General features: G+C 61.3%; 18 protein-coding genes. 7 read left to right on the top strand and 11 right to left on the bottom strand.

What is annotated here, in order from left to right:
- Positions 1-87: 87 nt before the first annotated feature.
- From HX815_RS06190 to HX815_RS06180, 3 genes are all read right to left on the bottom strand, one after another.
- On the bottom strand, positions 88-816 hold the full coding sequence (locus HX815_RS06190) for an aspartate/glutamate racemase family protein (RefSeq protein ID WP_003214954.1): 729 nt from the start codon (positions 814-816) through the stop codon (positions 88-90).
- A 13-nt stretch (positions 817-829) separates the two neighbouring features.
- Positions 830-2,359: an NCS1 family nucleobase:cation symporter-1 gene (locus HX815_RS06185; protein ID WP_177027957.1), complete on the bottom strand. Its 1,530-nt coding sequence runs from the start codon at positions 2,357-2,359 to the stop codon at positions 830-832.
- Positions 2,360-2,711: 352 nt separating this feature from the next.
- Positions 2,712-3,446 (bottom strand): phosphoadenylyl-sulfate reductase, encoded by a 735-nt coding sequence (locus tag HX815_RS06180; RefSeq protein ID WP_003214958.1) that lies wholly within the window; start codon positions 3,444-3,446, stop codon positions 2,712-2,714.
- 152 nt (positions 3,447-3,598) lie between these two features.
- Here HX815_RS06180 and thrH point away from each other — a divergent pair, with 152 nt between their 5' ends.
- Entirely contained in the window at positions 3,599-4,216 is a 618-nt protein-coding gene (thrH, locus tag HX815_RS06175; protein ID WP_102368354.1) for a bifunctional phosphoserine phosphatase/homoserine phosphotransferase ThrH, read from the top strand.
- Positions 4,217-4,319: 103 nt separating this feature from the next.
- Here the strand turns inward: thrH and HX815_RS06170 are convergent, their stop codons facing one another.
- The 6 genes from HX815_RS06170 to HX815_RS06145 form a co-directional block, all read right to left on the bottom strand.
- Positions 4,320-4,676: a type II toxin-antitoxin system HigA family antitoxin gene (locus HX815_RS06170; RefSeq protein ID WP_087695204.1), complete on the bottom strand. Its 357-nt coding sequence runs from the start codon at positions 4,674-4,676 to the stop codon at positions 4,320-4,322.
- Entirely contained in the window at positions 4,676-4,921 is a 246-nt protein-coding gene (locus HX815_RS06165; protein ID WP_177027956.1) for a type II toxin-antitoxin system HigB family toxin, read from the bottom strand. Before HX815_RS06165 ends, HX815_RS06170 begins: the two co-directional genes overlap by 1 nt.
- 271 nt (positions 4,922-5,192) lie before the next feature.
- A complete protein-coding gene (pabB, locus tag HX815_RS06160) occupies positions 5,193-6,533 on the bottom strand; it encodes an aminodeoxychorismate synthase component I (RefSeq protein ID WP_177027955.1) in 1,341 nt (446 codons plus the stop codon).
- Between the two features lie 5 nt (positions 6,534-6,538).
- Entirely contained in the window at positions 6,539-7,525 is a 987-nt protein-coding gene (locus tag HX815_RS06155) for an alpha-L-glutamate ligase-like protein (RefSeq protein WP_003214969.1), read from the bottom strand.
- A complete protein-coding gene (locus HX815_RS06150) occupies positions 7,525-9,057 on the bottom strand; it encodes an inactive transglutaminase family protein (RefSeq protein WP_003214971.1) in 1,533 nt (510 codons plus the stop codon). The genes HX815_RS06155 and HX815_RS06150 overlap by 1 nt, the downstream gene beginning before the upstream one ends.
- Positions 9,058-9,062: 5 nt before the next feature.
- Positions 9,063-9,596 carry an ATP-dependent zinc protease gene (locus HX815_RS06145; RefSeq protein ID WP_023659091.1) on the bottom strand — a complete coding sequence of 178 codons (534 nt, stop codon included), beginning with the start codon at positions 9,594-9,596 and terminating at the stop codon, positions 9,063-9,065.
- Positions 9,597-9,868: 272 nt separating this feature from the next.
- Here HX815_RS06145 and HX815_RS06140 point away from each other — a divergent pair, with 272 nt between their 5' ends.
- The 6 genes from HX815_RS06140 (at position 9,869) to prpD (ending at position 18,305) form a co-directional block, all read left to right on the top strand.
- Positions 9,869-10,582 (top strand): GntR family transcriptional regulator, encoded by a 714-nt coding sequence (locus tag HX815_RS06140; protein WP_008432676.1) that lies wholly within the window; start codon positions 9,869-9,871, stop codon positions 10,580-10,582.
- Complete coding sequence (gene prpB, locus HX815_RS06135; protein WP_003214976.1) at positions 10,579-11,472, top strand: methylisocitrate lyase; 894 nt, start codon at positions 10,579-10,581, stop codon at positions 11,470-11,472. Before HX815_RS06140 ends, prpB begins: the two co-directional genes overlap by 4 nt.
- Positions 11,473-11,512: 40 nt before the next feature.
- On the top strand, positions 11,513-12,640 hold the full coding sequence (prpC, locus tag HX815_RS06130) for a 2-methylcitrate synthase (protein WP_134325934.1): 1,128 nt from the start codon (positions 11,513-11,515) through the stop codon (positions 12,638-12,640).
- 201 nt (positions 12,641-12,841) lie between these two features.
- Positions 12,842-15,436 (top strand): Fe/S-dependent 2-methylisocitrate dehydratase AcnD, encoded by a 2,595-nt coding sequence (gene acnD, locus HX815_RS06125; RefSeq protein WP_177027954.1) that lies wholly within the window; start codon positions 12,842-12,844, stop codon positions 15,434-15,436.
- A gap of 42 nt (positions 15,437-15,478) precedes the next feature.
- Entirely contained in the window at positions 15,479-16,669 is a 1,191-nt protein-coding gene (prpF, locus tag HX815_RS06120) for a 2-methylaconitate cis-trans isomerase PrpF (protein WP_177027953.1), read from the top strand.
- 151 nt (positions 16,670-16,820) lie between these two features.
- Positions 16,821-18,305: a 2-methylcitrate dehydratase gene (prpD, locus tag HX815_RS06115; protein ID WP_177027952.1), complete on the top strand. Its 1,485-nt coding sequence runs from the start codon at positions 16,821-16,823 to the stop codon at positions 18,303-18,305.
- Positions 18,306-18,418: 113 nt separating this feature from the next.
- On the opposite strand, the gene HX815_RS06110 is transcribed toward prpD, so the two are convergent.
- Both HX815_RS06110 and HX815_RS06105 read right to left on the bottom strand, forming a co-directional pair.
- The gene (locus HX815_RS06110; RefSeq protein WP_177027951.1) at positions 18,419-19,741 is read right to left on the bottom strand and encodes an AAA-associated domain-containing protein; all 1,323 of its coding nucleotides are present in this window, start codon (positions 19,739-19,741) and stop codon (positions 18,419-18,421) included.
- A 14-nt stretch (positions 19,742-19,755) separates the two neighbouring features.
- Complete coding sequence (locus HX815_RS06105; RefSeq protein WP_134325938.1) at positions 19,756-21,501, bottom strand: ABC transporter permease subunit; 1,746 nt, start codon at positions 21,499-21,501, stop codon at positions 19,756-19,758.
- Positions 21,502-21,696 lie beyond the last annotated feature (195 nt).

Raw genomic sequence — 21,696 nt, 5'->3', positions numbered from 1 at the left:
TTGCTCGCGAAGGCGGTGTGACAGTCACCACATGCATCGACTGATCCACCGCTTTCGCGAGCAAGCCCGCTCCCACATTTTGGATCTTCAATGTCCGAACTTTCCGGGCCAGCCGATCACTTTCTTCGGCCTCGGCGTCGCATACGTGCGGATCTTCGAGGTCGACAGTCCCAACCGCACCAGGCCTTCGGCAATGGTGACAGCCGAGGTCACACCGTCCACCACCGGCACACCCGTGCGGTAGCGAATCTGCTCATCCAGCCCGGCCATGCCGCCGCAGCCCAGGCAGATCACTTCGGCCTTGTCTTCGCTGATCGCCAATTCGGCCTGGCGTACGATGGCCTCCATGGCCCGCAGCGGGTCTTCTTCCAGCTCCAGTACCGCCATGCCGCTGGCCCGTACCGACGCGCAGCGCTGATACAAACCCGCCAGTTTCAGTCGGTCCTCGATCAGCGGCACGGTGCGGTCCAGGGTGGTCACCACGGAGTAGGCATGTCCGAGGAACATCGCGGTGCTGGCGGCCGCTTCGGTGATGTCCACCACCGGCACGTTGAGCAACTCCTGTAAGCCTTCGCGGCCATGTTCGCCGTAGCCGGCCTGGATTACCGCATCGAACGGCTGGTCGTAAGCCATCACCCGGTCCATCACCGCGATGGCCGCCAGGTAGCTTTCGAAATTGCCTTCCACCGATTCGGCACCGAAAAACGGAGTCAGGCCGACGATCTCGGTGCCGGGGGACGCCACCGCCCGTGCCTGTTTGGCGATGGCCTCGGTGATGGACTCGGTGGTGTTGACGTTGACCACAAGGATGCGCATGGAATGTCCTTACTTAATGACTGATGTTATCGACTGCAATGCTTTCGCCGCTCACATCGGCGTAGTACGGCTGGCGCTTGGCGAACAGCAGGTACAGCAGCCCTGCAATACCGGCGCCAATCAGCCAGGAGAAGGGCGAGACGAGGGCGAACCCGGGCAGCAGGGCCAGGAGAATGGCGATCACCGCCGCAGGAATAAACGCCGCCACCGCCCGCAAATTGATCCCGCAGCTGTAGTAATAAGCGCCATTCGGGTCTTCGCTATACAACTGCGGCACGTCCACCTGGCTTTTACGGATCAACCAGTAGTCGACCATGATCACGCCGTACAACGGCCCCAGCAGTGCGCCCAGCCCTGAGAGGAAATACACGATCACCAGCGGGCTGTTGTAGAGGTTCCACGGCAGGATCAACACCGCCACGGTGGCGCTGATCAGCCCGGCGCGGCGGAAGTTCAGGTACTTGGGCGCCAGGTTGCTCAGCACAAAGGCGGGTGCGACGAAGTTGGCCATGATGTTCACCGCCACGGTCACAATCAGGAACGCTAGGCAGCCCAGCACCAGGAAGAATGTGTTGGGTATCGCCGCAATGATTTCCGTAGGGCTCTCGATCACCCGGCCATTGAGGTGGAACTGCCCGCCGCACAGCAGCACGGTGATGGCCGCGAACACCAGGATATTCACCGGCAGGCCCCAGAAATTACCGACCTTGATGGTCTTGCGGCACGGCGAGGAGCGGGCGAAGTCGCAGAAATTCAGGATCAGCGTGCCGTAGATCGCCAGCCACAGCGCGCCGCCGGCAAAGATATTGCGCCACATCTCACCACCGGTCAGCGGCTCGCGGATCGACCAGGCGATCTGGCCGCCGGCCTGGAAATACATCCAGCCGGCCAGGGACGCTACTGTCAGCAGAATCACCGGCCCGGCGAAGGCTTCATAGCGGCGCACCATCTCCATCCCATAGGCGAGGATGGCGAGCTGCACAAACCAGATCGCCACAAAACACGCCCAGCCCAGGGTGGACAGGCCGAGGATCGAGTTGTGGTCGTAGTCGGCAAAACCTGGATGAACCGCTGTCAATAGCACGCGGAAAACCACCGAGGCCAGGTAGGTCTGTATCCCGAACCAGGCAATCGCGATCACCGCACGAATCAGTGCAGGAATCTGCGCACCATGGATGCCAAAACTGATGCGGCTGATCACTGGAAACGGTACGCCGGTCTTCTGCCCCATATAGCCCGACAGGTTCATGAAGAAGTACACCAGCGCCGCGCCGATCCCCAGGGACAGCAGAATCTGCCAGCCACCCAGGCCCAGCGCATACAGGCCGATGGCGAAGGAGTAGTTGGCGATGTTGTGCACATCGTTGGTCCACAAGGCAAAGATGCTGTAGCGGCCCCAGCGCCGGCCTTCGGCCTTGGTAGGCGCCAGGTCCTTGTTGTGCAGGCGCGGGCTGAGGACCAACGGGCCGGGGCTCGTGGCCTCGGGGTTCAGGGTGGAGGAGGGCAGATCCAGTGCGATGTTATTGGAGAGACTTGTACGCATTCCGGCAGGCTCCTGGACATCAGCAGGAGAGCGGCTGATGTCAAAGTGTATGTATCTTTTTTATTAATTGTATACAAAGTGTGTTTTGCCTTAAGCCACATGCGTGCCAGATTTTCGCCGGGTGAAATACACGGCGATTTGGTTTTTAGCGTGATTGGAAATAACCGGCTGAATTTAAAGCGATATAAATTGACCGTTTGAACAGCTATTTATTTTGTGGTGCAGAGAGGGGCGGGGATTTTAGAAGAGGTGTGACGAGGGAGGATGTAACTTTTCGGTGCAGGATTTTATAAGTGCACACAAAAATGGCACCGATGGTGACATTTCTGTGTACAGGATTCTGGCTCAGGCGTTATGCCTTGCTGATGATGTTCCCGGCGTGCAACCCGCATTCTTTTTGGGTTGCTTCTTCCCACCACCAACGGCCTTCGCGTTCGTGCTGGTTCGGCAGTACCGGACGGGTGCACGGCTCACAGCCGATGCTGATAAAACCGCGCTCGTGCAGGCTGTTGTACGGCAACTCCAGCATGCGGATGTAACCCCATACTTCCTCACTGGTCATCTGCGCCAGCGGGTTGAACTTGTACAGGGTGCGTTCCGGGGTGGAAAAAGCCGTATCGATTTCCAGCGCGGCCACCTGGCTGCGGGTGCCGGGGCTCTGGTCGCGGCGCTGGCCGGTGGCCCAAGCGCTTACACCGGACAGCTTGCGGCGCAGCGGTTCGATCTTGCGCACGCCACAGCACTCGCCATGGCCGTCCTTGTAGAAACTGAACAGGCCCTTTTCCTTGACGAAGGGTTCCAGCTTGCTCTGGTCCGGCGAGATCAGTTCGATGTCGATCTTGTAGAACTCACGCACCTGCTCGATAAACCGGTAGGTCTCCGGGTGCAGGCGACCGGTGTCGAGGCTGAACACCTTGACGTTCTTGTTCAGCTTCCAGGCCATGTCTACCAGCACCACGTCCTCGGCACCGCTGAAAGAGATCCACAGGTCGTCGCCAAACTGGCTGAAGGCCAGCTTGAGAATGTCCTGGGCGGATTTGTTGGCGTAAGTCGCGGCGAGTTCAGCGACGTCGAAGGCTTGGTTCATCAGGACGGTTCCTACAGGTCAGTGGCGCTGAGCGCTCTATAGGGGGGCGATGGTAACAAAATCCCGCCTGCGTTGCGGCGGCCAGCGTGAATCGCTAGAGTTCGGCAGTCCTTTTGCTCGCTCAACTCAATAACTTTAAATGGGAGTGTCTTGTGGAAATTGCCTGTCTCGACCTGGAAGGGGTGCTGGTTCCGGAAATCTGGATCGCCTTCGCCGAAAAAACCGGTATTGAATCCTTGCGGGCCACCACCCGGGACATCCCCGACTACGACGTGCTGATGAAACAGCGCCTGCGCATTCTTGATGAGCATGGGCTGAAGCTCTCGGACATCCAGGAAGTGATCGCCACCCTCAAGCCGCTGGACGGCGCCATCGAGTTCGTCAACTGGCTGCGCGAGCGCTTCCAGGTGGTGATCCTGTCTGACACCTTCTATGAGTTCTCCCAGCCGCTGATGCGCCAACTGGGTTTCCCGACCTTGCTGTGCCACCGGTTGATCACCGACGAGAGTGACCGGGTGGTGAGCTACCAGCTGCGTCAGAAAGATCCCAAGCGTCAGTCGGTGCTGGCCTTCAAGACCCTGTACTACCGCGTGATTGCCGCCGGTGATTCCTACAACGACACCACCATGCTGGGTGAGGCCGACCGTGGGATTCTGTTCCACGCGCCGGAGAACGTGATTCGCGAGTTCCCGCAGTTCCCGGCGGTGCATACGTTTGAGGACTTGAAGAAAGAGTTCATCAAGGCGTCGAATCGGCAGTTGAGCCTGTAAGTTATTGGGTGTGGCTGATGGAAGCCAGCTCCCACATGTTGACCGCGCTCCAATGTGGGAGCCGGGCTTGCCCGCGATGGGGCCGGTATGGCCACTGCACAGCCTAGACCCCTGCCAGCAAACTCTCATAAGGAATGCGCAAGCCTTCATGCAGGCGTTTGATCATCGACAAGCTCAGCTTGCGCTTATGATTCAACACTTCGGAAACCCGCCCGCTCGGACCTATGAAAGGCTCCAGGTCACGGGCGGTCAGGCCTAGTTGCTCCATTCGAAATTTAATCGCTTCTACGGGATCCGAAGGCGGCATTGGGAAATGCTCCGCTTCGTACTTTTCGATAAGTATCGCGAGAATTTCCAGCTCGTCACCCTCGGGCGAGCCGATTTCCGCTTCCCATAGCTGTTCGACGCGCGCGAGCGCAGCGGTCAGGTCTTCCTGGGAATGAATGGGTTTGATGTTCATCACACGGTCTCCGCATTGATCTGATCGTACTGCGCGTGGGTCCCCACGAAGCGTATGAACGCAAGCTGTCGCTGATAATTGATCGCCATGATCACTCGATACTTGTTGCCGCCTATGTTGAACACAACCCTGCCCCCTTTGAGAATGCTCGCTGTCCTTAGCTCTGCCTTGAGGGCCTGAGGGGTTGGGTAAACAGCTTTTTCCATATGGCGATACAGCTCGACCAGCGGCGTTTTGGCATCCATGCAACCAGGGTGGTTTTCCCGGCAGACAGAGCGATTATCCGCATCGCTGCGACCTCCCAATTTGGGAGATAATAGGTGCGGTTGAGGGCGGATGCAATCTCGGAAATCTTTCCTGACAAGTAGGCAGTCGTTTCATGTGATCCTTCACAGACGGCTGGTGGACGGTTGAAACCGGACGCTATCCTCCGGCTTCGACCTCGTCTACTTCGGTACTGATTCAGGTCTTTTCTGCTGCCTGGCTCCGCGTCGCAGAGCCAGGGAGGGCTGCGTGCTACAGGCTTTCCAAGGTTTGTAACAACACCCGCACCTTGGTCATCGACTCCTGATACTCCGCCTGCCACTCCGAGTCCGCGACAATCCCGCCGCCGCCCCAGCAGCACACCTGACCATCCTTGACCAACAGGCTGCGAATGGCGATGGAGCTGTCCATCTCGCCGCGCACGTCCAGATACACCAGCGAACCGCAATACAACCCGCGCCGGGTCGGCTCCAGCTCGTCGATGATCTGCATCGCGCGAATCTTCGGTGCGCCGGTGATGGAGCCGCCGGGGAAGCTGCCGGCGATCAGGTCGAGGGCGTCTTTATCGTCCGCCAGCTCACCGGTGACGCTGCTCACCAGATGATGCACGTTGGGATAGCTTTCCAGGCTGAACAACTCCGGCACTTTCACCGAGCCGGTACGGCAGGTGCGGCCCAGGTCGTTGCGCAGCAGGTCGACGATCATCAGGTTTTCGGCACGATCCTTGGGGCTGGCCAGCAATTCAGCGGCGTTGGCTGCATCTTCCTCAGGCGTCGCACCCCTTGGCCGGGTGCCCTTGATCGGGCGGGTTTCCACCTGGCGCTGGCTGATTTTGACGAAGCGCTCCGGCGATAAACTCAATACCGCGCCATCATCCGGCAAGCTTTGGAACCCGGAAAACGGTGTTGGGCAGGCTTCGCGCAAGGCGCAGTAGGCCACCCACGGATCGCCACTGCACGGAGCACGGAAACGTTGGGCAAAGTTGACCTGGTAGCAGTCACCGGCCTGGATGTAGTCCTGGATACGGGCGAGGGCGTGCTGGTAGGTGTCGGCTGTCACGTCCGGGGCCATTGGGCCTTGCAGCTTGAAGGTGGCCGATGCGCTGATGGTCGGCTGACCGAACAAGGTAATCAGGCGTTGCCGTTCGCTTTCCGCCAGTTTGGGGTGGAACACCAGTTGGCTGGTCTGCGCCTGGTGATCGCTGATCAAGGCCCAGGCGTACAGGCCAAAGCGTGCATCCGGCAGGTGCAGGTCGTCCACCGCCAGGTGCGGCAGGTGCTCAAGATGACGACCGAAGTCGTAGCTCAGGTAGCCGATGAGGCCGCCGGCAAACGGCAGTTCGTAGGGCGTGGGGATCGTGGCTTCACCCAGCAACGTCAGGTTTTCCCGCAGGCGCTGCAGGAAATCACTGCCGCTTTCGTCGGGCAGTACCGCCAGGGTCGTCTCGGGCCAGGCGCTCAGCAGGTCATAACGGCCGCGCTCGGCCGCCGGTCGGCCACTGTCCAGCAGCACCGCGCCGGGCGCATGGCGGATTGCTGCAAAGTATTCGGCAGGGTTGGCCCGGTAGGGCAGCGGGTGTACGGAGCAGGTCACTGGGTTTATCCCTCGACCGCCGGAATATGCCCAAACATTTCCTGCACAAACTTAACCCGTTCCTCCGGTGTTTCCGTCACGCCCGCCGCCTTCAGCTCTTCCAGTCGAGCCTCCACGGCATGGGTGCGCAAGGTCAGGCCGCAGTCGTTGGCAATCTGGATGTTCAGCCCCGGGCGAGCGTTAAGTTCCAGGATCAACGGACCCTTTTCCTGGTCCAGCACCATGTCCACGCCGATATAGCCCAGGCCGCACAGCTCGTAGCAGCCGGCGGCGAGCTTCATGAAACCGTCCCAGTTGGGCAGTTGCACGCCGTCCACCGCATTGGTGGTGTCGGGGTGCTTGGTGATGATGTTGTTCAGCCAGGTGCCGCGCAGGGTCAGGCCGGTGGCGAGGTCGACACCCACGCCAATCGCGCCCTGGTGCAGGTTGGCCTTGCCGCCGGACTGGCGGGTGGGCAAGCGCAGCATGGCCATCACCGGGTAGCCCATCAGCACAATGATGCGGATGTCCGGTACGCCTTCGTAGCTGATGCTCTTGAAGATCTGGTCGGGCACCACCCGGTATTCGATCAGCGCGCGGTCACGGTGGCCGCCGAGGGAATACAGGCCGGTGAGGATGCTGGAAATCTGATGCTCGATTTCTTCATGGCTGATGATCTTGCCGGAGACCGTGCGATAGCGCCCTTCAAAACGGTCGGCGATCACCAGGATACCGTCACCACCGGCGCCCTGGGCCGGCTTGATCACGAAGTCGCTGCGCCCGCCGATGATCTCGTCGAGCTTGTCGATTTCCTTCTCGGTGGAAATGACCCCGTACATTTCCGGCACGTGGATGCCGGCGGCCATGGCCCGTTCCTTGGTGATGATCTTGTCATCGACGATCGGATACAGGCTGCGCTTGTTGTACTTGAGCACGTAGTCGGCATTTCGCCGGTTGATGCCCATGATCCCCCGCGCTTCCAGGGCCTTCCAGGTCTTCCAGAAGCCGAACATTACGAGTCAGCCTTGAGGAAGGCCTTGAAACGCACCAGTTCGGTCAGGCGGTAGCCGCGATAACGACCCATGGCCAGCATGAAGCCCACCAGGATCAACAGGATCGCCGGGAAGGTGAACACGAAGTAGATCAGTTCCGGCACGCTCATGATGATGTGCGCCAGGGAAGCGGCGAACAGCGTGCCGATCGCGACTTTCATCGCATGGCCGCCACCGCGTTCTTCCCAGGTGATCGACAGGCGTTCGATGGTCATGGTCAGGATCACCATCGGGAACAGTGCCACCGACAACCCGCGCTCCAGGCCGAGCTTGTGGCTGAACAGACTGATGGCGGCGATCAGCACCACCACGAAGGTCAGCACCACCGAGAGCCTCGGCAGCATCTGCAGCTTCAAGTGTTCCAGGTAAGACCGAAGCGACAGCCCCAGCGCCGTAATAATGGTGAACAGCACAATCCCGAAGCCCAGCTGTGTCTCTCGGAACGCCAGGGCAATCAGCACCGGGGTAAACGTGCCAAGGGTCTGCAGGCCGATCAGGTTGCGCAGGATCAGGATCACCAGCACGCCAATCGGGATCATCACCATGATCATGAAGGTCTGCTGGGTTTGCAGCGGCAGGCCGTACAGCGAGTACTCGAGGAAGTTGGCGTCGGTGTTTTCGTCCGTCAGCTTGGCCAGGCGAATCGCGTTCATTTCGCTGTTGTTGAGGCTGAAGGTCACCATGGCCTTCTTGCCGCCGTCGACGGTGATCAGGTTTTCATCACCGGTCCACCACAGCAGGCGGTCGGCTGGCAGCCCTTGTTCGCCGGTGTCGGGGTTGAAGTACAGCCAGTCATTGCCGTTGAAGCTGCGCAGCCAGAGTTCCGGGGTTTGCGGCTGGTCGGCCACCAGGCGGATGGTGTGGACCTTTTCCACCGGCACGTGGGCGATAGACAGCAGCAACTCGACGATCTTGGCCTTGTGCGGCGTCGACGGGTCGCCCGCCAGCAGCAGCTTCACGTTGTCGTCGTTGAGGTTGTTGGTGCGCTTGATGGCTTCGCTGATAAAGGTCTCGACGTCGGCCGAGTGCTGGCGGATCGGCGCCAGCAGGGCTTCGGCGGCGATTTTTTCCGGGCCTTCGACGGCGATGCTGTCGCGGAAGGTCGGGCCCTTGACCTTGACCTTTTCACCGCTGTAACGCTTGGTCAGCACCAGGCGGTAGTAGAGGGTCTGGTTGCCCTTGGCCCGGCGTGCCGACCAGGTGACCTTGCGGTTGCCGTCGAGGCGATTGACGCTGACGCCGTAGTTATTCGAGATAAAGCTTTCATTCAGGCTGACGAAGTCGCGGCTCAGGGGCGGCACGAACATCTGGATTTTCACCGGGTCCTTGGCGCTGGCGACGAACTCGACCTTGGCGTCGATGTTCCACAGGTCGTCGGTGGCGTCCTCGGTGACGGGAATCCCCAGCACGAAAATCTGATAGGCGGTGACCGAAATGCCCAAGACCACCAAAACGGCGATCAGGATTTTCAGGTGCAGATTAAGAGAGCGCATTCAAATTACTCAGCGGTATGAGCGTCGGAGGCGCAGGCAGGTTTGCCCGCCGCGTATTTAAGACTGGGGTCGACCAGCGCATCAAAGCGTTTCAGCGCTTCGGAGCCGATCAGCAGCGGGTATTGGAAGGCGCTGCGGTCAGTCAAGTTCACTTCGATACTGCGTAAAGCGGTGCCCATGCAGATGTCCAGGGCGATGACTGGACGGGCGGTGTAGTTCTTGTCTTCATCGGGGTCGTAGTCACCGGCGCGGCGCTTGATCTTGCTCACGCGGGCCAGGGGGCGCTCGATGGGGTGGGAGTGTGCGGTGTCGATGGCCAGGTAGAAGCGCACCCAGGACTCGCCGTTGCGCTTGAAGCGCTTGATGTCGCGGGCGCTCAAGGACGCGGTCTTGGCCCCGGTGTCGAGCTTGGCGGCCACTTCCAGGTCAATGCCGGCCAACTTGGCGTATTCATTGAGTCCATAAACGGTCTTCTCGGCAGCAACGCCAAGGCCCGGGATAAACAGTAGAAGCAAAAGGGGGAAGGGCTTGAGTCTCATAAATCCTGACGCGGTGCAGTGCGATGTTCAATTCAAGGCGACTGGCATTGCTGCGCAAGCTCCCTCGTGCGCCTTTTCATCCAGGGATGTGAGGCAAAAGTGGCCGGCATTCTAACATGAAGGTTTTCTGGCGCCAGCGCTGGCAGCCGGCCATGCCCCGATAGAGTGCAAGGCGGGTTATTAGACGATTGTCGACAATGTGTATTTATTCTTTGACTATCCGGGGCTGATTGGCTAGTTTTTGCGGCATTGCTTTTAAAGGTGTCGACAATATGCTGGATCAACTGGAAACCCCAGTGATGGCCCAAGACGATTCCCAGACCATGTCCGAGAACGTCTTCCGGCGTATCCAGGCCGCCATCGTCAAGGGCGAAATCGCCCCCGGCAGCAAGATCTCCGAGCCGGAACTGGCGCGCACCTATGGCATCAGCCGTGGCCCGCTGCGCGAGGCGATTCATCGCCTGGAAGGCCAGCGCCTGCTGGTGCGCATCCCCCATGTGGGCGCGCGAGTGGTCTCGTTGAGCCATGAAGAACTGATCGAACTCTACGAAATCCGCGAATCCCTGGAAGGCATGGCCTGCCGCCTGGCCGCCGAGCGCATGACCGACGCCGAGATCGAAGAGCTGCGCCAGGTGTTGCACACCCACGAGCGCGATGCGGCCTTCCAGGCCGGTGTCGGCTACTACCAGCAGGAAGGCGACTTCGATTTTCATTACCGGATAATTCAAGGCGCCGGTAATCGCACCCTGACCCAAATGTTGTGCGGCGAGCTGTATCAGTTGGTGCGCATGTACCGCATCCAATTCTCCGCCACCCCCAATCGTCCACGCCAGGCCTTTGCCGAGCATCACCGCATTCTTGACGCGATTGCCGATCGCGACGGTGAACTGGCCGAGTTGTTGATGCGCCGGCATATCGGTGCCTCCAAACGCAACATTGCCCGTCACTTCCCGGACGGCGCTCCCCAATCACGAGGTGAGTCATGAGTTCCAATAACAACACCACTCCAGGCCAGCGTTTCCGTGACGCGGTTGCCAGCGAGCACCCGTTGCAGGTAGTCGGCGCGATCAACGCCAACCATGCGCTGCTGGCCAAGCGCGCCGGCTTCAAGGCGATCTACCTGTCGGGTGGCGGGGTGGCTGCCGGCTCCCTCGGTGTGCCGGACCTGGGCATCACCGGCCTGGATGACGTGCTGACGGACGTGCGCCGCATCACCGACGTGTGCGACCTGCCGCTGCTGGTGGACGTGGACACCGGTTTCGGCTCCTCCGCGTTCAACGTGGCGCGCACCGTCAAGTCGATGATCAAGTTCGGCGCGGCGGCGATCCATATCGAAGACCAGGTGGGCGCCAAGCGTTGCGGCCATCGCCCGAACAAAGAAATCGTGTCCCAGCAGGAAATGGTCGACCGCATCAAGGCTGCGGTGGATGCGCGTACCGATGACAGCTTCGTGATCATGGCCCGCACCGATGCACTGGCCGTGGAAGGTTTGGAATCCGCCCTGGAACGTGCGGCCGCCTGCATCGAGGCCGGTGCCGACATGGTGTTCCCGGAAGCCATCACTGAGCTTGAGATGTACAAGCTGTTCGCCTCTCGCGTGAAAGCGCCGATCCTGGCCAACATCACCGAATTCGGTGCGACACCTCTCTATACCGTCGATCAACTGAAATCTGCGGATGTTTCCATCGTCCTGTACCCGCTCTCGGCCTTCCGCGCCATGAACAAGGCCGCCGAGAACGTCTACACCGCGATCCGTCGCGACGGCACCCAGCAGAACGTGATCGACACCATGCAAACCCGTATGGAGCTTTACGATCGCATCGACTACCACACCTTCGAGCAGAAGCTCGACGCGCTGTTCGCCGCCAAGAAGTAACGCGAGCGCCTCACTAATAACTACAAGATTGGAGATAACCATGGCCGAAGCAAAAGTACTCAGTGGAGCTGGCCTGCGTGGCCAGGTTGCCGGGCAAACCGCACTGTCCACCGTGGGCCAGGCCGGTGCCGGCTTGACCTATCGCGGCTACGACGTGCGCGAACTCGCCGCCGATGCCCAGTTTGAAGAAGTCGCCTACCTGCTGCTCTACGGCGAACTGCCGACCAAAGCCGAACTGGCCGCCTACACCGCCAAGCTCGGCAAACTGCGCGACCTGCCCCAGGCGCTGAAAGAAGTGCTGGAACGCATCCCCGCCGACGCGCATCCGATGGACGTGATGCGCACCGGTTGCTCGTTCCTGGGCAATATCGAGCCGGAGAAAGACTTCAGCGTGCAGCGCGACGTGACCGACCGCCTGCTGGCCGCGTTCCCGGCGATCATGTGCTACTGGTACCGCTTCAGCCACGACGGCCAGCGCATCAACTGCGTGACCGACGAGCCGAGCATCGGCGGGCACTTCCTGCACCTGCTGCACGACAAGAAGCCCAGCGACTTGCACGTCAAGGTGATGAACGTGTCGCTGATTCTCTACGCCGAGCACGAATTCAACGCCTCGACCTTCACCGCCCGCGTGTGTGCGTCGACCCTGTCGGACCTGTATTCCTGCGTCACCGCCGCGATCGGCTCCCTGCGCGGCCCGCTGCACGGCGGCGCCAATGAAGCGGCGATGGAGATGATCGAGCGTTTCTCTTCCGCCCAGGAAGCGGTGGAAGGCACCCTCGGCATGCTGGCGCGCAAGGACAAGATCATGGGCTTTGGCCACGCGATCTATAAAGACAGCGACCCGCGTAACGAGGTGATCAAGGGTTGGTCGAAAAAACTCGCGGACGAAGTGGGCGACACCGTGTTGTTCCCGGTTTCCGAAGCCATCGACAAGACCATGTGGGAGCAGAAGAAACTGTTCCCCAACGCCGACTTCTACCATGCCTCGGCGTACCACTTCATGGGCATCCCGACGAAGCTGTTCACCCCGATTTTCGTCTGCTCGCGGCTGACAGGATGGGCAGCTCACGTGTTCGAGCAGCGAGCCAACAACCGCATCATCCGTCCGAGCGCCGAGTACATCGGCGTTGAGCAGCGCAAGTTCGTGCCAATCGAACGTCGCTGAGTGGAGAAACCGCTGATCTTGAGGTGAAACCGGATCAAAAATGTGGGAGCGGGCTTGCTCGCGAAGGCGGTGTGACAGTCGCCATGTGTGTTGCATGACACACCGCTTTCGCGAGCAAGCCCGCTCCCACATTTTGATCGCATTCCACCTTGGATCAGCAACGGTTCTTCCTTTTGCAACTACCGTGACCGAGTCCTGACGATGAACACTGAACACCGCAAACCGCTCCCCGGCAGCCGCCTCGATTTCTTTGACGCCCGCGCGGCAGTCGATGCAATCACCCCCGGCGCCTACGCCACACTGCCGTACACCTCCCGCGTGCTCGCGGAAAACCTGGTGCGTCGCTGTGACCAGGCGACCCTCAACGCGTCCCTGAGCCAACTGATCGAGCGCAAACGCGACCTCGACTTCCCGTGGTTCCCGGCCCGAGTGGTGTGCCACGACATCCTGGGCCAGACCGCTCTGGTGGACCTTGCCGGCCTGCGCGACGCCATCGCCCTGCAAGGCGGTGACCCGGCCCAGGTCAACCCGGTGGTGCCGACCCAACTGATCGTCGACCACTCCCTGGCCGTCGAAGCCGGTGGTTTTGACCCGCAGGCGTTCGAGAAAAACCGCGCCATCGAAGACCGTCGCAACGAAGACCGTTTCCACTTTATCGAATGGACCAAAAAGGCCTTCAAGAACGTCGACGTGATCCCGCCGGGCAACGGCATCATGCACCAGATCAACCTGGAGAAAATGTCTCCGGTGATCCAGGTACGTGACGGCGTGGCCTTCCCGGATACCTGCGTCGGCACCGACAGCCACACGCCTCACGTTGATGCCTTGGGCGTGATCGCCATCGGCGTTGGCGGCCTTGAAGCAGAGAGCGTGATGCTCGGCCGCGCCTCGTGGATGCGCCTGCCGGAAAGTGTTGGCGTGGAGCTGACGGGCAAGCTGCAACCGGGCATCACCGCCACCGACATGGTGCTGGCGCTGACCGAGTTCCTGCGCAAGCAGAAGGTCGTCGGTGCGTGGCTGGAGTTCTTCGGTGAAGGTGCTTCGGCGCTGACCCTGGGCGACCGTGCCACCATTTCCAACATGGCCCCGGAATACGGCGCCACCGCCGCGATGTTTTACATCGACCAACAGACCATCGCCTACCTGAAGCTCACCGGCCGTGAAGACGAGCAAGTCACCCTGGTGGAGCAGTACGCTCGCCACACCGGCCTGTGGGCGGACGACCTCAAGGGCGCGCAATACGAGCGTGGCCTGAGCTTCGATTTGTCCTCGGTGGTGCGCAACATGGCCGGCCCGAGCAACCCCCACGCCCGCGTCGCCACCAGCGACCTGGCGGCCAAGGGCATCTCTGGCCAGTGGGATGACGTGCCGGGGCAAATGCCCGACGGCGCGGTGATCATCGCCGCCATCACCAGTTGCACCAACACCAGCAACCCGCGCAACGTGATTGCCGCCGGCCTGCTGGCACGCAATGCCAACAAGCTCGGCCTGGCCCGCAAGCCGTGGGTCAAGTCGTCCCTGGCACCGGGTTCGAAAACCGTCGCGATGTACCTCGACGAAGCCGGGCTGACCACCGAACTGGAGCAGCTCGGTTTTGGCGTGGTGGCGTTCGCCTGCACCACCTGCAACGGCATGTCCGGCGCACTCGACCCGGTGATCCAGCAAGAGATCATCGACCGCGACCTGTACGCCACCGCCGTGCTTTCGGGTAACCGCAACTTCGACGGCCGTATCCACCCGTACGCCAAGCAAGCGTTCCTCGCGTCGCCGCCGCTGGTGGTGGCCTATGCGATTGCCGGCACCATCCGTTTCGACATCGAAAAAGACGTGCTGGGCCTGGACGCCAACGGCAAGGAAATCCGCCTCAAGGACATCTGGCCAAGCGACGAAGAAATCGACGCGGTGGTCAAGGCGTCGGTCAAGCCGGAGCAGTTTCGCCAGGTGTACATCCCGATGTTCGCGATCCACGAAGACACCGGCCCGAAGGTCACGCCGCTGTACGACTGGCGCCCGCAGAGCACCTACATCCGTCGCCCCCCGTACTGGGAAGGTGCCCTGGCCGGTGCACGTCCGCTCAAGGGCATGCGCCCGCTGGCGGTGCTGCCGGACAACATCACTACCGATCACCTGTCGCCGTCCAACGCGATCATGCCGGGCAGCGCCGCCGGCGAATACCTGGCGAAAATGGGCCTGCCGGAAGTCGACTTCAACTCTTACGCGACCCATCGTGGCGACCACTTGACCGCGCAGCGCGCCACCTTCGCCAACCCGAAACTGTTCAATGAAATGGTGGTTGAAGACGGTAAGGTCAAGCAGGGTTCGCTGGCGCGCCTGGAGCCGGAAGGCAAGGTCACGCGCATGTGGGAAGCCATCGAAACCTACATGGAGCGCAAGCAGCCGCTGATCATCATTGCCGGCGCCGACTACGGCCAGGGTTCGTCCCGTGACTGGGCGGCCAAGGGCGTACGCCTGGCCGGTGTTGAAGCGATTGCCGCCGAAGGTTTCGAGCGCATCCACCGCACCAACCTGGTGGGCATGGGCGTGCTGCCGCTGGAGTTCCTGCCGGGCACCGACCGCAAGACCCTGAAGATCGACGGCACTGAAACCTACGACGTGATCGGCGAACGCACCCCGCGTGCGCAACTGACGTTGCTGATCAACCGCAAGAACGGCGAGCGTGTCGAGGTGCCGGTGACCTGCCGCCTGGACACGGCTGAAGAAGTGTCGATCTACGAGGCGGGCGGCGTGTTGCAACGTTTTGCCCAGGACTTCCTGGAATCGGCTGTAACTGCCTGACAACTGCGGCCGGGGCCAACGCCCCGGCCCATGAGGACCACCATGGCACACGTACCGCAGATCAAGATTCCCGCCACCTACATGCGTGGCGGCACCAGTAAAGGCGTGTTTTTCAGCCTCAAGGATTTGCCCGAGTCGGCCCAGGTGCCGGGCGCGGCGCGGGATGCGTTGTTGTTGCGGGTGATCGGCAGCCCCGACCCGTATGACAAGCAAATCGACGGCATGGGCGGCGCGACTTCCAGCACCAGCAAAACCGTGATCCTGGCCAAAAGTACCCGCGCCGATCACGACGTGGATTACCTGTTCGGCCAGGTGTCCATCGACAAACCGTTCGTGGACTGGAGCGGCAACTGCGGCAACCTGTCGGCGGCGGTGGGTTCGTTCGCCATCAGCGCCGGCCTGGTAGATGCCGCGCGCATTCCGCACAACGGCGTGGCCGTGGTGCGGGTGTGGCAGGCGAATATCGCCAAGACCATCATCGCTCACGTACCGATCACCGACGGTGCGGTGCAGGAAACCGGCGACTTCGAACTCGACGGCGTGACCTTCCCGGCCGCCGAGGTGCAGCTGGAATTCATGGACCCGGCGGCGGAAGAAGAGGGCGGCGGTGGCTCGATGTTCCCTACCGGCAACCTGGTGGATGACCTGGACGTGCCGGGTGTCGGCACATTCAAGGCGACGCTGATCAACGCCGGGATTCCCACCATCTTCATCAACGCCCAGGACCTGGGTTACACCGGTACCGAGTTGCAGGGCGCGATCAATGGCGACCCCAAGGCCCTGGCGATGTTTGAAACCATCCGCGCCCATGGTGCGCTGCGCATGGGCTTGATCAAACACCTGGACGAAGCGGCCCAGCGTCAGCACACGCCGAAGGTGGCGTTTGTGGCGCGGCCTGCGGACTACGTGGCGTCCAGCGGCAAGGCGATCAGGGCGGGTGATGTCGACCTGCTGGTGCGGGCGCTGTCCATGGGCAAATTGCACCACGCAATGATGGGCACGGCGGCGGTGGCGATTGGCACGGCGGCGGCGATTTCCGGCACGCTGGTGAATTTGGCGGCGGGCGGCGTGGAGCGTAATGCAGTGCGGTTCGGGCATCCCTCCGGGACGTTGCGCGTAGGCGCCGAGGCCAGCCAGGTCAACGGTGAATGGGTCGTGAAAAAAGCCATCATGAGCCGCAGTGCGCGGGTTTTGATGGAAGGGTTCGTGCGCGTACCCGGCGATGCTTTCTAACCTTGCGCCGTACGGGACGCGGAGCGTCCAAGGCGGCATTCCCACGCAGAGCGTGGGAACGATCACAGGCAGGCACCAAGACCTGCCTTTTATAAAACTTCAACCCTGACCCTGAGGATGGACCACACCTAACCCACTTTGGAGTACTGCCATGAGCGCCAACGTCGACCAGAACAACCGCCCCGACTACGACCAGGTCCTGCAGGACATCGCCGACTACGTCCTTAACTTCAGGATCGAATCCCGCGATGCCTTGGACACCGCCCGCAACTGCCTGATGGACACCCTCGGTTGCGGCCTGCTGGCCCTGCGTTTCCCGGAGTGCACCAAGCACCTGGGGCCGATCGTGGAAGGCACGGTGGTGCCGTTCGGCGCACGGGTGCCGGGCACCTCGTTCCGCCTGGACCCGGTCAAGGCCGCATGGGACATCGGCTGCATCGTGCGCTGGCTCGACTACAACGACACCTGGCTTGCCGCCGAATGGGGTCACCCTTCCGATAACCTCGGTGGCATCCTCGCGGTCGCCGACCATCTCTCGCAAAAACGCCTGGCCAACGGCGAAGCACCGCTGACCGTGCGGGCAGTGCTTGAGGCGATGATCATGGCCCACGAAATCCAGGGTGTGATTGCCCTGGAAAACTCCTTCAACCGTGTCGGCCTTGACCACGTGCTGCTGGTGAAAGTCGCCTCCACCGCCGTCACCGCCAAGCTGATGGGCGCCAACCGTGAGCAACTGCTGTCGGCCCTGTCCCAGGCGTTTGTCGATGGCCAGGCATTGCGTACTTATCGTCATGCGCCGAACGCCGGCTCGCGCAAGTCGTGGGCGGCGGGGGATGCGTCGAGTCGCGGGGTGCGCCTGGCGGATATCGCCATGCGCGGCGAGATGGGCATTCCCGGTGTGTTGAGCGCGCCGCAGTGGGGCTTCTATGACGTGCTGTTCAGCCACACCAACAAGGACCTGGCGCTCAAGCCCGAAGACAAGCGCGCCTTCAGCCTGTCGCAGCCCTACGGCACGTATGTGATGGAGAACGTGCTGTTCAAGATCAGCTTCCCCGCCGAGTTCCACGCACAAACCGCCTGCGAGGCAGCAGTCACCCTGCACCCACAGGTGAAGCACCGCCTGCATGAGATCGACAAGATTGTGATCACCACCCACGAATCGGCGATCCGGATCATCTCCAAGGTCGGGCAGTTGGCCAACGCGGCGGACCGCGATCATTGCCTCCAGTACATGACCGCCGTACCGCTGGCGTTTGGCAACCTGGTGGCCGAGCAATACGAAGATGAATTCCACGCGGCCCATCCGATCATCGATGAGCTGCGCGAAAAGATGGTGATTGTCGAGGAGCCGCGCTACAGCCGCGAATACCTGGAGGCCGACAAGCGCTCCATCGCCAATGCGGTGCAGGTGTTCTTCAAGGATGGTTCCAGCACCGAACAAGTGGCCGTGGAATACCCGATTGGCCACCGTCGCCGTCGGGTGGATGGCATTCCGTTGCTGGAAGACAAGTTCAAGGCCAATCTGGCGACCCGGTTTACCGCGCAGCGCAGTGCCGAGATTTTTGCGCTGTGCAAGGATCAGGCACGGCTTGAGGCCACTGCGGTAAACCGGTTTGTGGACCTGTTCGTCATCTGAAGAACACCACTGGTCAAATGTGGGAGCGGGCTTGCTCGCGAATGCGGTGGATCAGCCATATATGCATTGGCTGACACTCCGCATTCGCGAGCAAGCCCGCTCCCACATTAAACCTACATGCTGCCTTCCACATCATCCAGGCTGAACGTCTCGGTATGGTCGTCATAGGAGAAAATCTCCGCATACCGCCCCCAGGCCACCACGCTTTCCAGGGTTTTCTCCACAAAGGCTTCCGTCATCGAATCTTCCAGTTCCTGCTCGAAGCGCACCCGTGGCGCCCGGTGGCCGCTGCGCTCAAGCAACACCTGGTGAATGCGCGCGGCCAATGGCACGTGGCGGATCAAGTGTTCGGCGAACAGCGTTTTACGCTCCTGGGTGCCGTAGTCGGCGAACAGTTTGCCGGCATCGGTCAGGGTGATATCGGCACCCTTGAGTTCGGCGAAGCCCAAATGCTCAAGCATCTCCGCCACCGGGAACAGATCGTCGACTTCCAGCAAACGCCGTTCAGCCACGGTCGGCAGGCCGGCGTGGCCATTGTAGGGCTCGGCGGCCAGGGTTTCGATCAGGCCAGCCATCAGGTTGGTGGAGACTTCCGGCAACAGGCTGCCCATTTTCAGCTCAGGCAAACCTCTGCTCGCGTCGGCGCTGCGGCGGTCGGTCATCAGGGCGTAGATGTCGTCGACCATTTGCCGGAAGGTCGGGTCCAGGCGGTTGCGCGGGTGTGCAAACGGCACCTTGATCTCGGCCACCACCCGGCCAGGGTTGGACGACAGCACCAGGATGCGGTCGCACATCAGCACGGCTTCTTCGATGTTGTGGGTCACGATCAGGATCGACTTGATCGGCAGTTGCTTGCCGCTCCACAGATCCAGCAGGTCGGTGCGCAGGGTTTCGGCGGTGAGTACATCCAGCGCCGAGAACGGTTCGTCCATCAGCAACAGGGTCGGGTTGACCACCAGTCCGCGGGCGAAACCCACACGTTGGCGCATGCCACCGGACAGTTCGCGCGGGTAGGCGTTTTCAAAACCGTCCAGGCCGATCAGGTCGATGGCCGCCAGGGCGCGCCTGCGGGTTTCCTTGCGCTCGACCTGCAAGGCTTGCAGGCCGGCCTCGACGTTTTCCAGCACGGTCAGCCACGGGAACAGCGCGAAGGTCTGGAACACCATGGCCACGCCTTCGGCCGGGCCCTTGAGCGGCGCGCCGTTGTAGCGCACTTCGCCCGACGACGGCTGAATCAGCCCGGCGATGATGCGCAGCAAGGTCGACTTGCCCGAGCCGGACCGGCCGAGCATGCCGACAATCTCGCCTTCGTGCAGGCTCAAGTTCACGCCGCTGAGGACTTGCAGCTCGTCTTTACCTTTGCCGAACACCCGGTTCACGTTTTTCAACGAGTAGATTTCCGGAGTGTCGGCGGCATGCTCGGTATAGGTAGTCATCACAGCGAGTCCCATCAATTCAGACGAAGTTTGTTTTCAGCCATGGCGTACATCGGCCGCCACACAGCGCGGTTGAACGCCACCACGAAGATCGACATCACCACCACGCCCAGGGCGATCTTCGGGAAGTCGCCGGCCGCGGTGGTCTGGGCGATGTAGGCGCCCAGCCCGTGGGCGACCACGTTGTCGTGGCCCCAGGACACGTACTCGGACACGATACTGGCGTTCCAGGCACCCCCCGAGGCGGTAATCGCGCCGGTGACGTAGTACGGGAAAATCCCCGGCAGCATCACCTTGCGCCACCACAACCAGCCGCGAATGCGGAAGTTGGCGGCGGCTTCCTTGAAGTCATTCGGGAACGCGCTGGCTCCGGCGATCACGTTGAACAGGATGTACCACTGGGTGCCCAGCACAATCAGCGGGCTCAGCCAGATATCCGGGTTGAGGTTGTAGTGCAGGATCACGATGACGAACACCGGGAACAGCAGGTTCGCCGGGAAGGCCGCGAGGAACTGCGCCAGCGGCTGGATCTTTTCCGCCAGGGCCGGGCGCAAGCCGATCATCACGCCCAGCGGCACCCAGATCAGCGAGGCGATCAGGATCAGGCCAGCCACACGCAGCAGCGTGATGAAGCCCAGCACAAATACGTGGCCGACTTCGGCCAGGGTCACTTCGGTGCCGACGTACTGCACGATGTGGTACAGCGCATAAGCGGCCAGCAGCGCGATGAGTGCGCCCCATACCCAGTCGATCACTTTTGACGCTTTCGGGGTTTCTGCCGGCAGCGCCTTGAGTGCACCGCCCGCCAGGCTGAAGCGCTTGTTGCCAATGCGGCTGATGGCGCGGGTGACAGGCCGCAGGATGCGCTGGACGATGCGCGTGCGCTGGATCAGGTTCAGCAGCCAGGATTGCGGCGCGGCACCCTGGGAGGCGGTGGTTTCCATGCGGAACTTGTCGGCCCAGGCCACCAGTGGGCGGAACAGGAACTGGTCGTACATCAGGATGACCACAATCATCGCCAGGATCACGTAGCCCACGGCGTGCAGGTCTTTCTGGGCAATCGCCAGGGCCAGGTATGAGCCCACGCCCGGCAAGGTGATGGTCTTGTCGCCGACGGTAATGGCCTCGGAGGCGACCACGAAAAACCAGCCGCCGGACATGCTCATCATCATGTTCCACACCAGCCCGGGCATGGCGAAGGGCACGTCGAGCTTCCAGAACCGCTGCCAACCGGAAAGTCGCAGGTTGGTCGACACTTCCACCAGGTCATGGGGCAGCATGCGCAGCGACTGGTAGAAGCTGAACGTCATGTTCCAGGCCTGGCTGGTGAAAATCGCAAAGATGGCCGCGAACTCCGCGCCGAGCACACGCCCGGGGAACAGCAGCAGGAAGAACGTCACTGTGAACGAGATGTAACCCAGCACTGGTACTGATTGCAGGATGTCGAGCACGGGCACCAGCAGTTTCTCGGCGCGCCGACTTTTGGCGGCCAGGGTGCCGTACAACAGGGTGAACACCAGCGCTGCAACCATCGCCGCCAGCATGCGCATCGTGGTGCGCATCGCGTATTCCGGCAGGTTGGCCGGGTCCAGCGAGATCACTTCACTCTGCAGGGTGGCGATAGGCGCCCAGGTTTCCCGTGCAGTGATGGAGAAAAACAGTAAAAAGCCGATCACCAGGGGCAGGGCGACCAAATCCCAGCGGTTGGGTAGCAAGCGCAATGTGGATGCAGGGATGTAGTGACGGAACACTCTTTTCATAGGCAGTCATTCCTGCAGCGTTCAGGTTCAGGGGCGTGATGGGAGTGAGCTTAGCTGCTGCACGAATGACCCACCGAGAAGGGCATGCGCTGTTTTCGCGAGTCAGGGGCAACGAGGCGTTGCTGGCGGGATTGTACGTTTCTGAATGTTACAAGCGCATAAATTTGCTGTCAGTTTCCTGTACGAACGGCGACT

Origin of the sequence: Pseudomonas sp. E6002, from assembly GCF_013385565.1 — a bacterium.
In the GTDB taxonomy this organism is placed as follows: Bacteria; Pseudomonadota; Gammaproteobacteria; order Pseudomonadales; family Pseudomonadaceae; genus Aquipseudomonas.
The sequence above is the reverse complement of the archived record's forward strand: the minus strand, read 5'-3'. Positions and strand labels throughout refer to the sequence as shown.

What these genes read in the sequence shown, in the direction of transcription:
- HX815_RS06155 (WP_003214969.1), bottom strand. Translation starts at nt 7,525, where the DNA reads ATGTTCGGCTTCTGGAAGACCTGGAAGGCCCTGGAAGCGCGGGGGATC.
- HX815_RS06170 (WP_087695204.1), bottom strand. Translation starts at nt 4,676, where the DNA reads ATGAACATCAAACCCATTCATTCCCAGGAAGACCTGACCGCTGCGCTC.
- prpB (WP_003214976.1), top strand. Translation starts at nt 10,579, where the DNA reads ATGAGTTCCAATAACAACACCACTCCAGGCCAGCGTTTCCGTGACGCG.
- HX815_RS06185 (WP_177027957.1), bottom strand. Translation starts at nt 2,359, where the DNA reads ATGCGTACAAGTCTCTCCAATAACATCGCACTGGATCTGCCCTCCTCC.
- prpF (WP_177027953.1), top strand. Translation starts at nt 15,479, where the DNA reads ATGGCACACGTACCGCAGATCAAGATTCCCGCCACCTACATGCGTGGC.
- prpD (WP_177027952.1), top strand. Translation starts at nt 16,821, where the DNA reads ATGAGCGCCAACGTCGACCAGAACAACCGCCCCGACTACGACCAGGTC.
- HX815_RS06150 (WP_003214971.1), bottom strand. Translation starts at nt 9,057, where the DNA reads ATGCGCTCTCTTAATCTGCACCTGAAAATCCTGATCGCCGTTTTGGTG.
- HX815_RS06105 (WP_134325938.1), bottom strand. Translation starts at nt 21,501, where the DNA reads ATGAAAAGAGTGTTCCGTCACTACATCCCTGCATCCACATTGCGCTTG.
- HX815_RS06180 (WP_003214958.1), bottom strand. Translation starts at nt 3,446, where the DNA reads ATGAACCAAGCCTTCGACGTCGCTGAACTCGCCGCGACTTACGCCAAC.
- HX815_RS06110 (WP_177027951.1), bottom strand. Translation starts at nt 19,741, where the DNA reads ATGACTACCTATACCGAGCATGCCGCCGACACTCCGGAAATCTACTCG.
- HX815_RS06140 (WP_008432676.1), top strand. Translation starts at nt 9,869, where the DNA reads ATGCTGGATCAACTGGAAACCCCAGTGATGGCCCAAGACGATTCCCAG.
- HX815_RS06145 (WP_023659091.1), bottom strand. Translation starts at nt 9,596, where the DNA reads ATGAGACTCAAGCCCTTCCCCCTTTTGCTTCTACTGTTTATCCCGGGC.
- acnD (WP_177027954.1), top strand. Translation starts at nt 12,842, where the DNA reads ATGAACACTGAACACCGCAAACCGCTCCCCGGCAGCCGCCTCGATTTC.
- prpC (WP_134325934.1), top strand. Translation starts at nt 11,513, where the DNA reads ATGGCCGAAGCAAAAGTACTCAGTGGAGCTGGCCTGCGTGGCCAGGTT.
- HX815_RS06190 (WP_003214954.1), bottom strand. Translation starts at nt 816, where the DNA reads ATGCGCATCCTTGTGGTCAACGTCAACACCACCGAGTCCATCACCGAG.
- HX815_RS06165 (WP_177027956.1), bottom strand. Translation starts at nt 4,921, where the DNA reads ATGGATGCCAAAACGCCGCTGGTCGAGCTGTATCGCCATATGGAAAAA.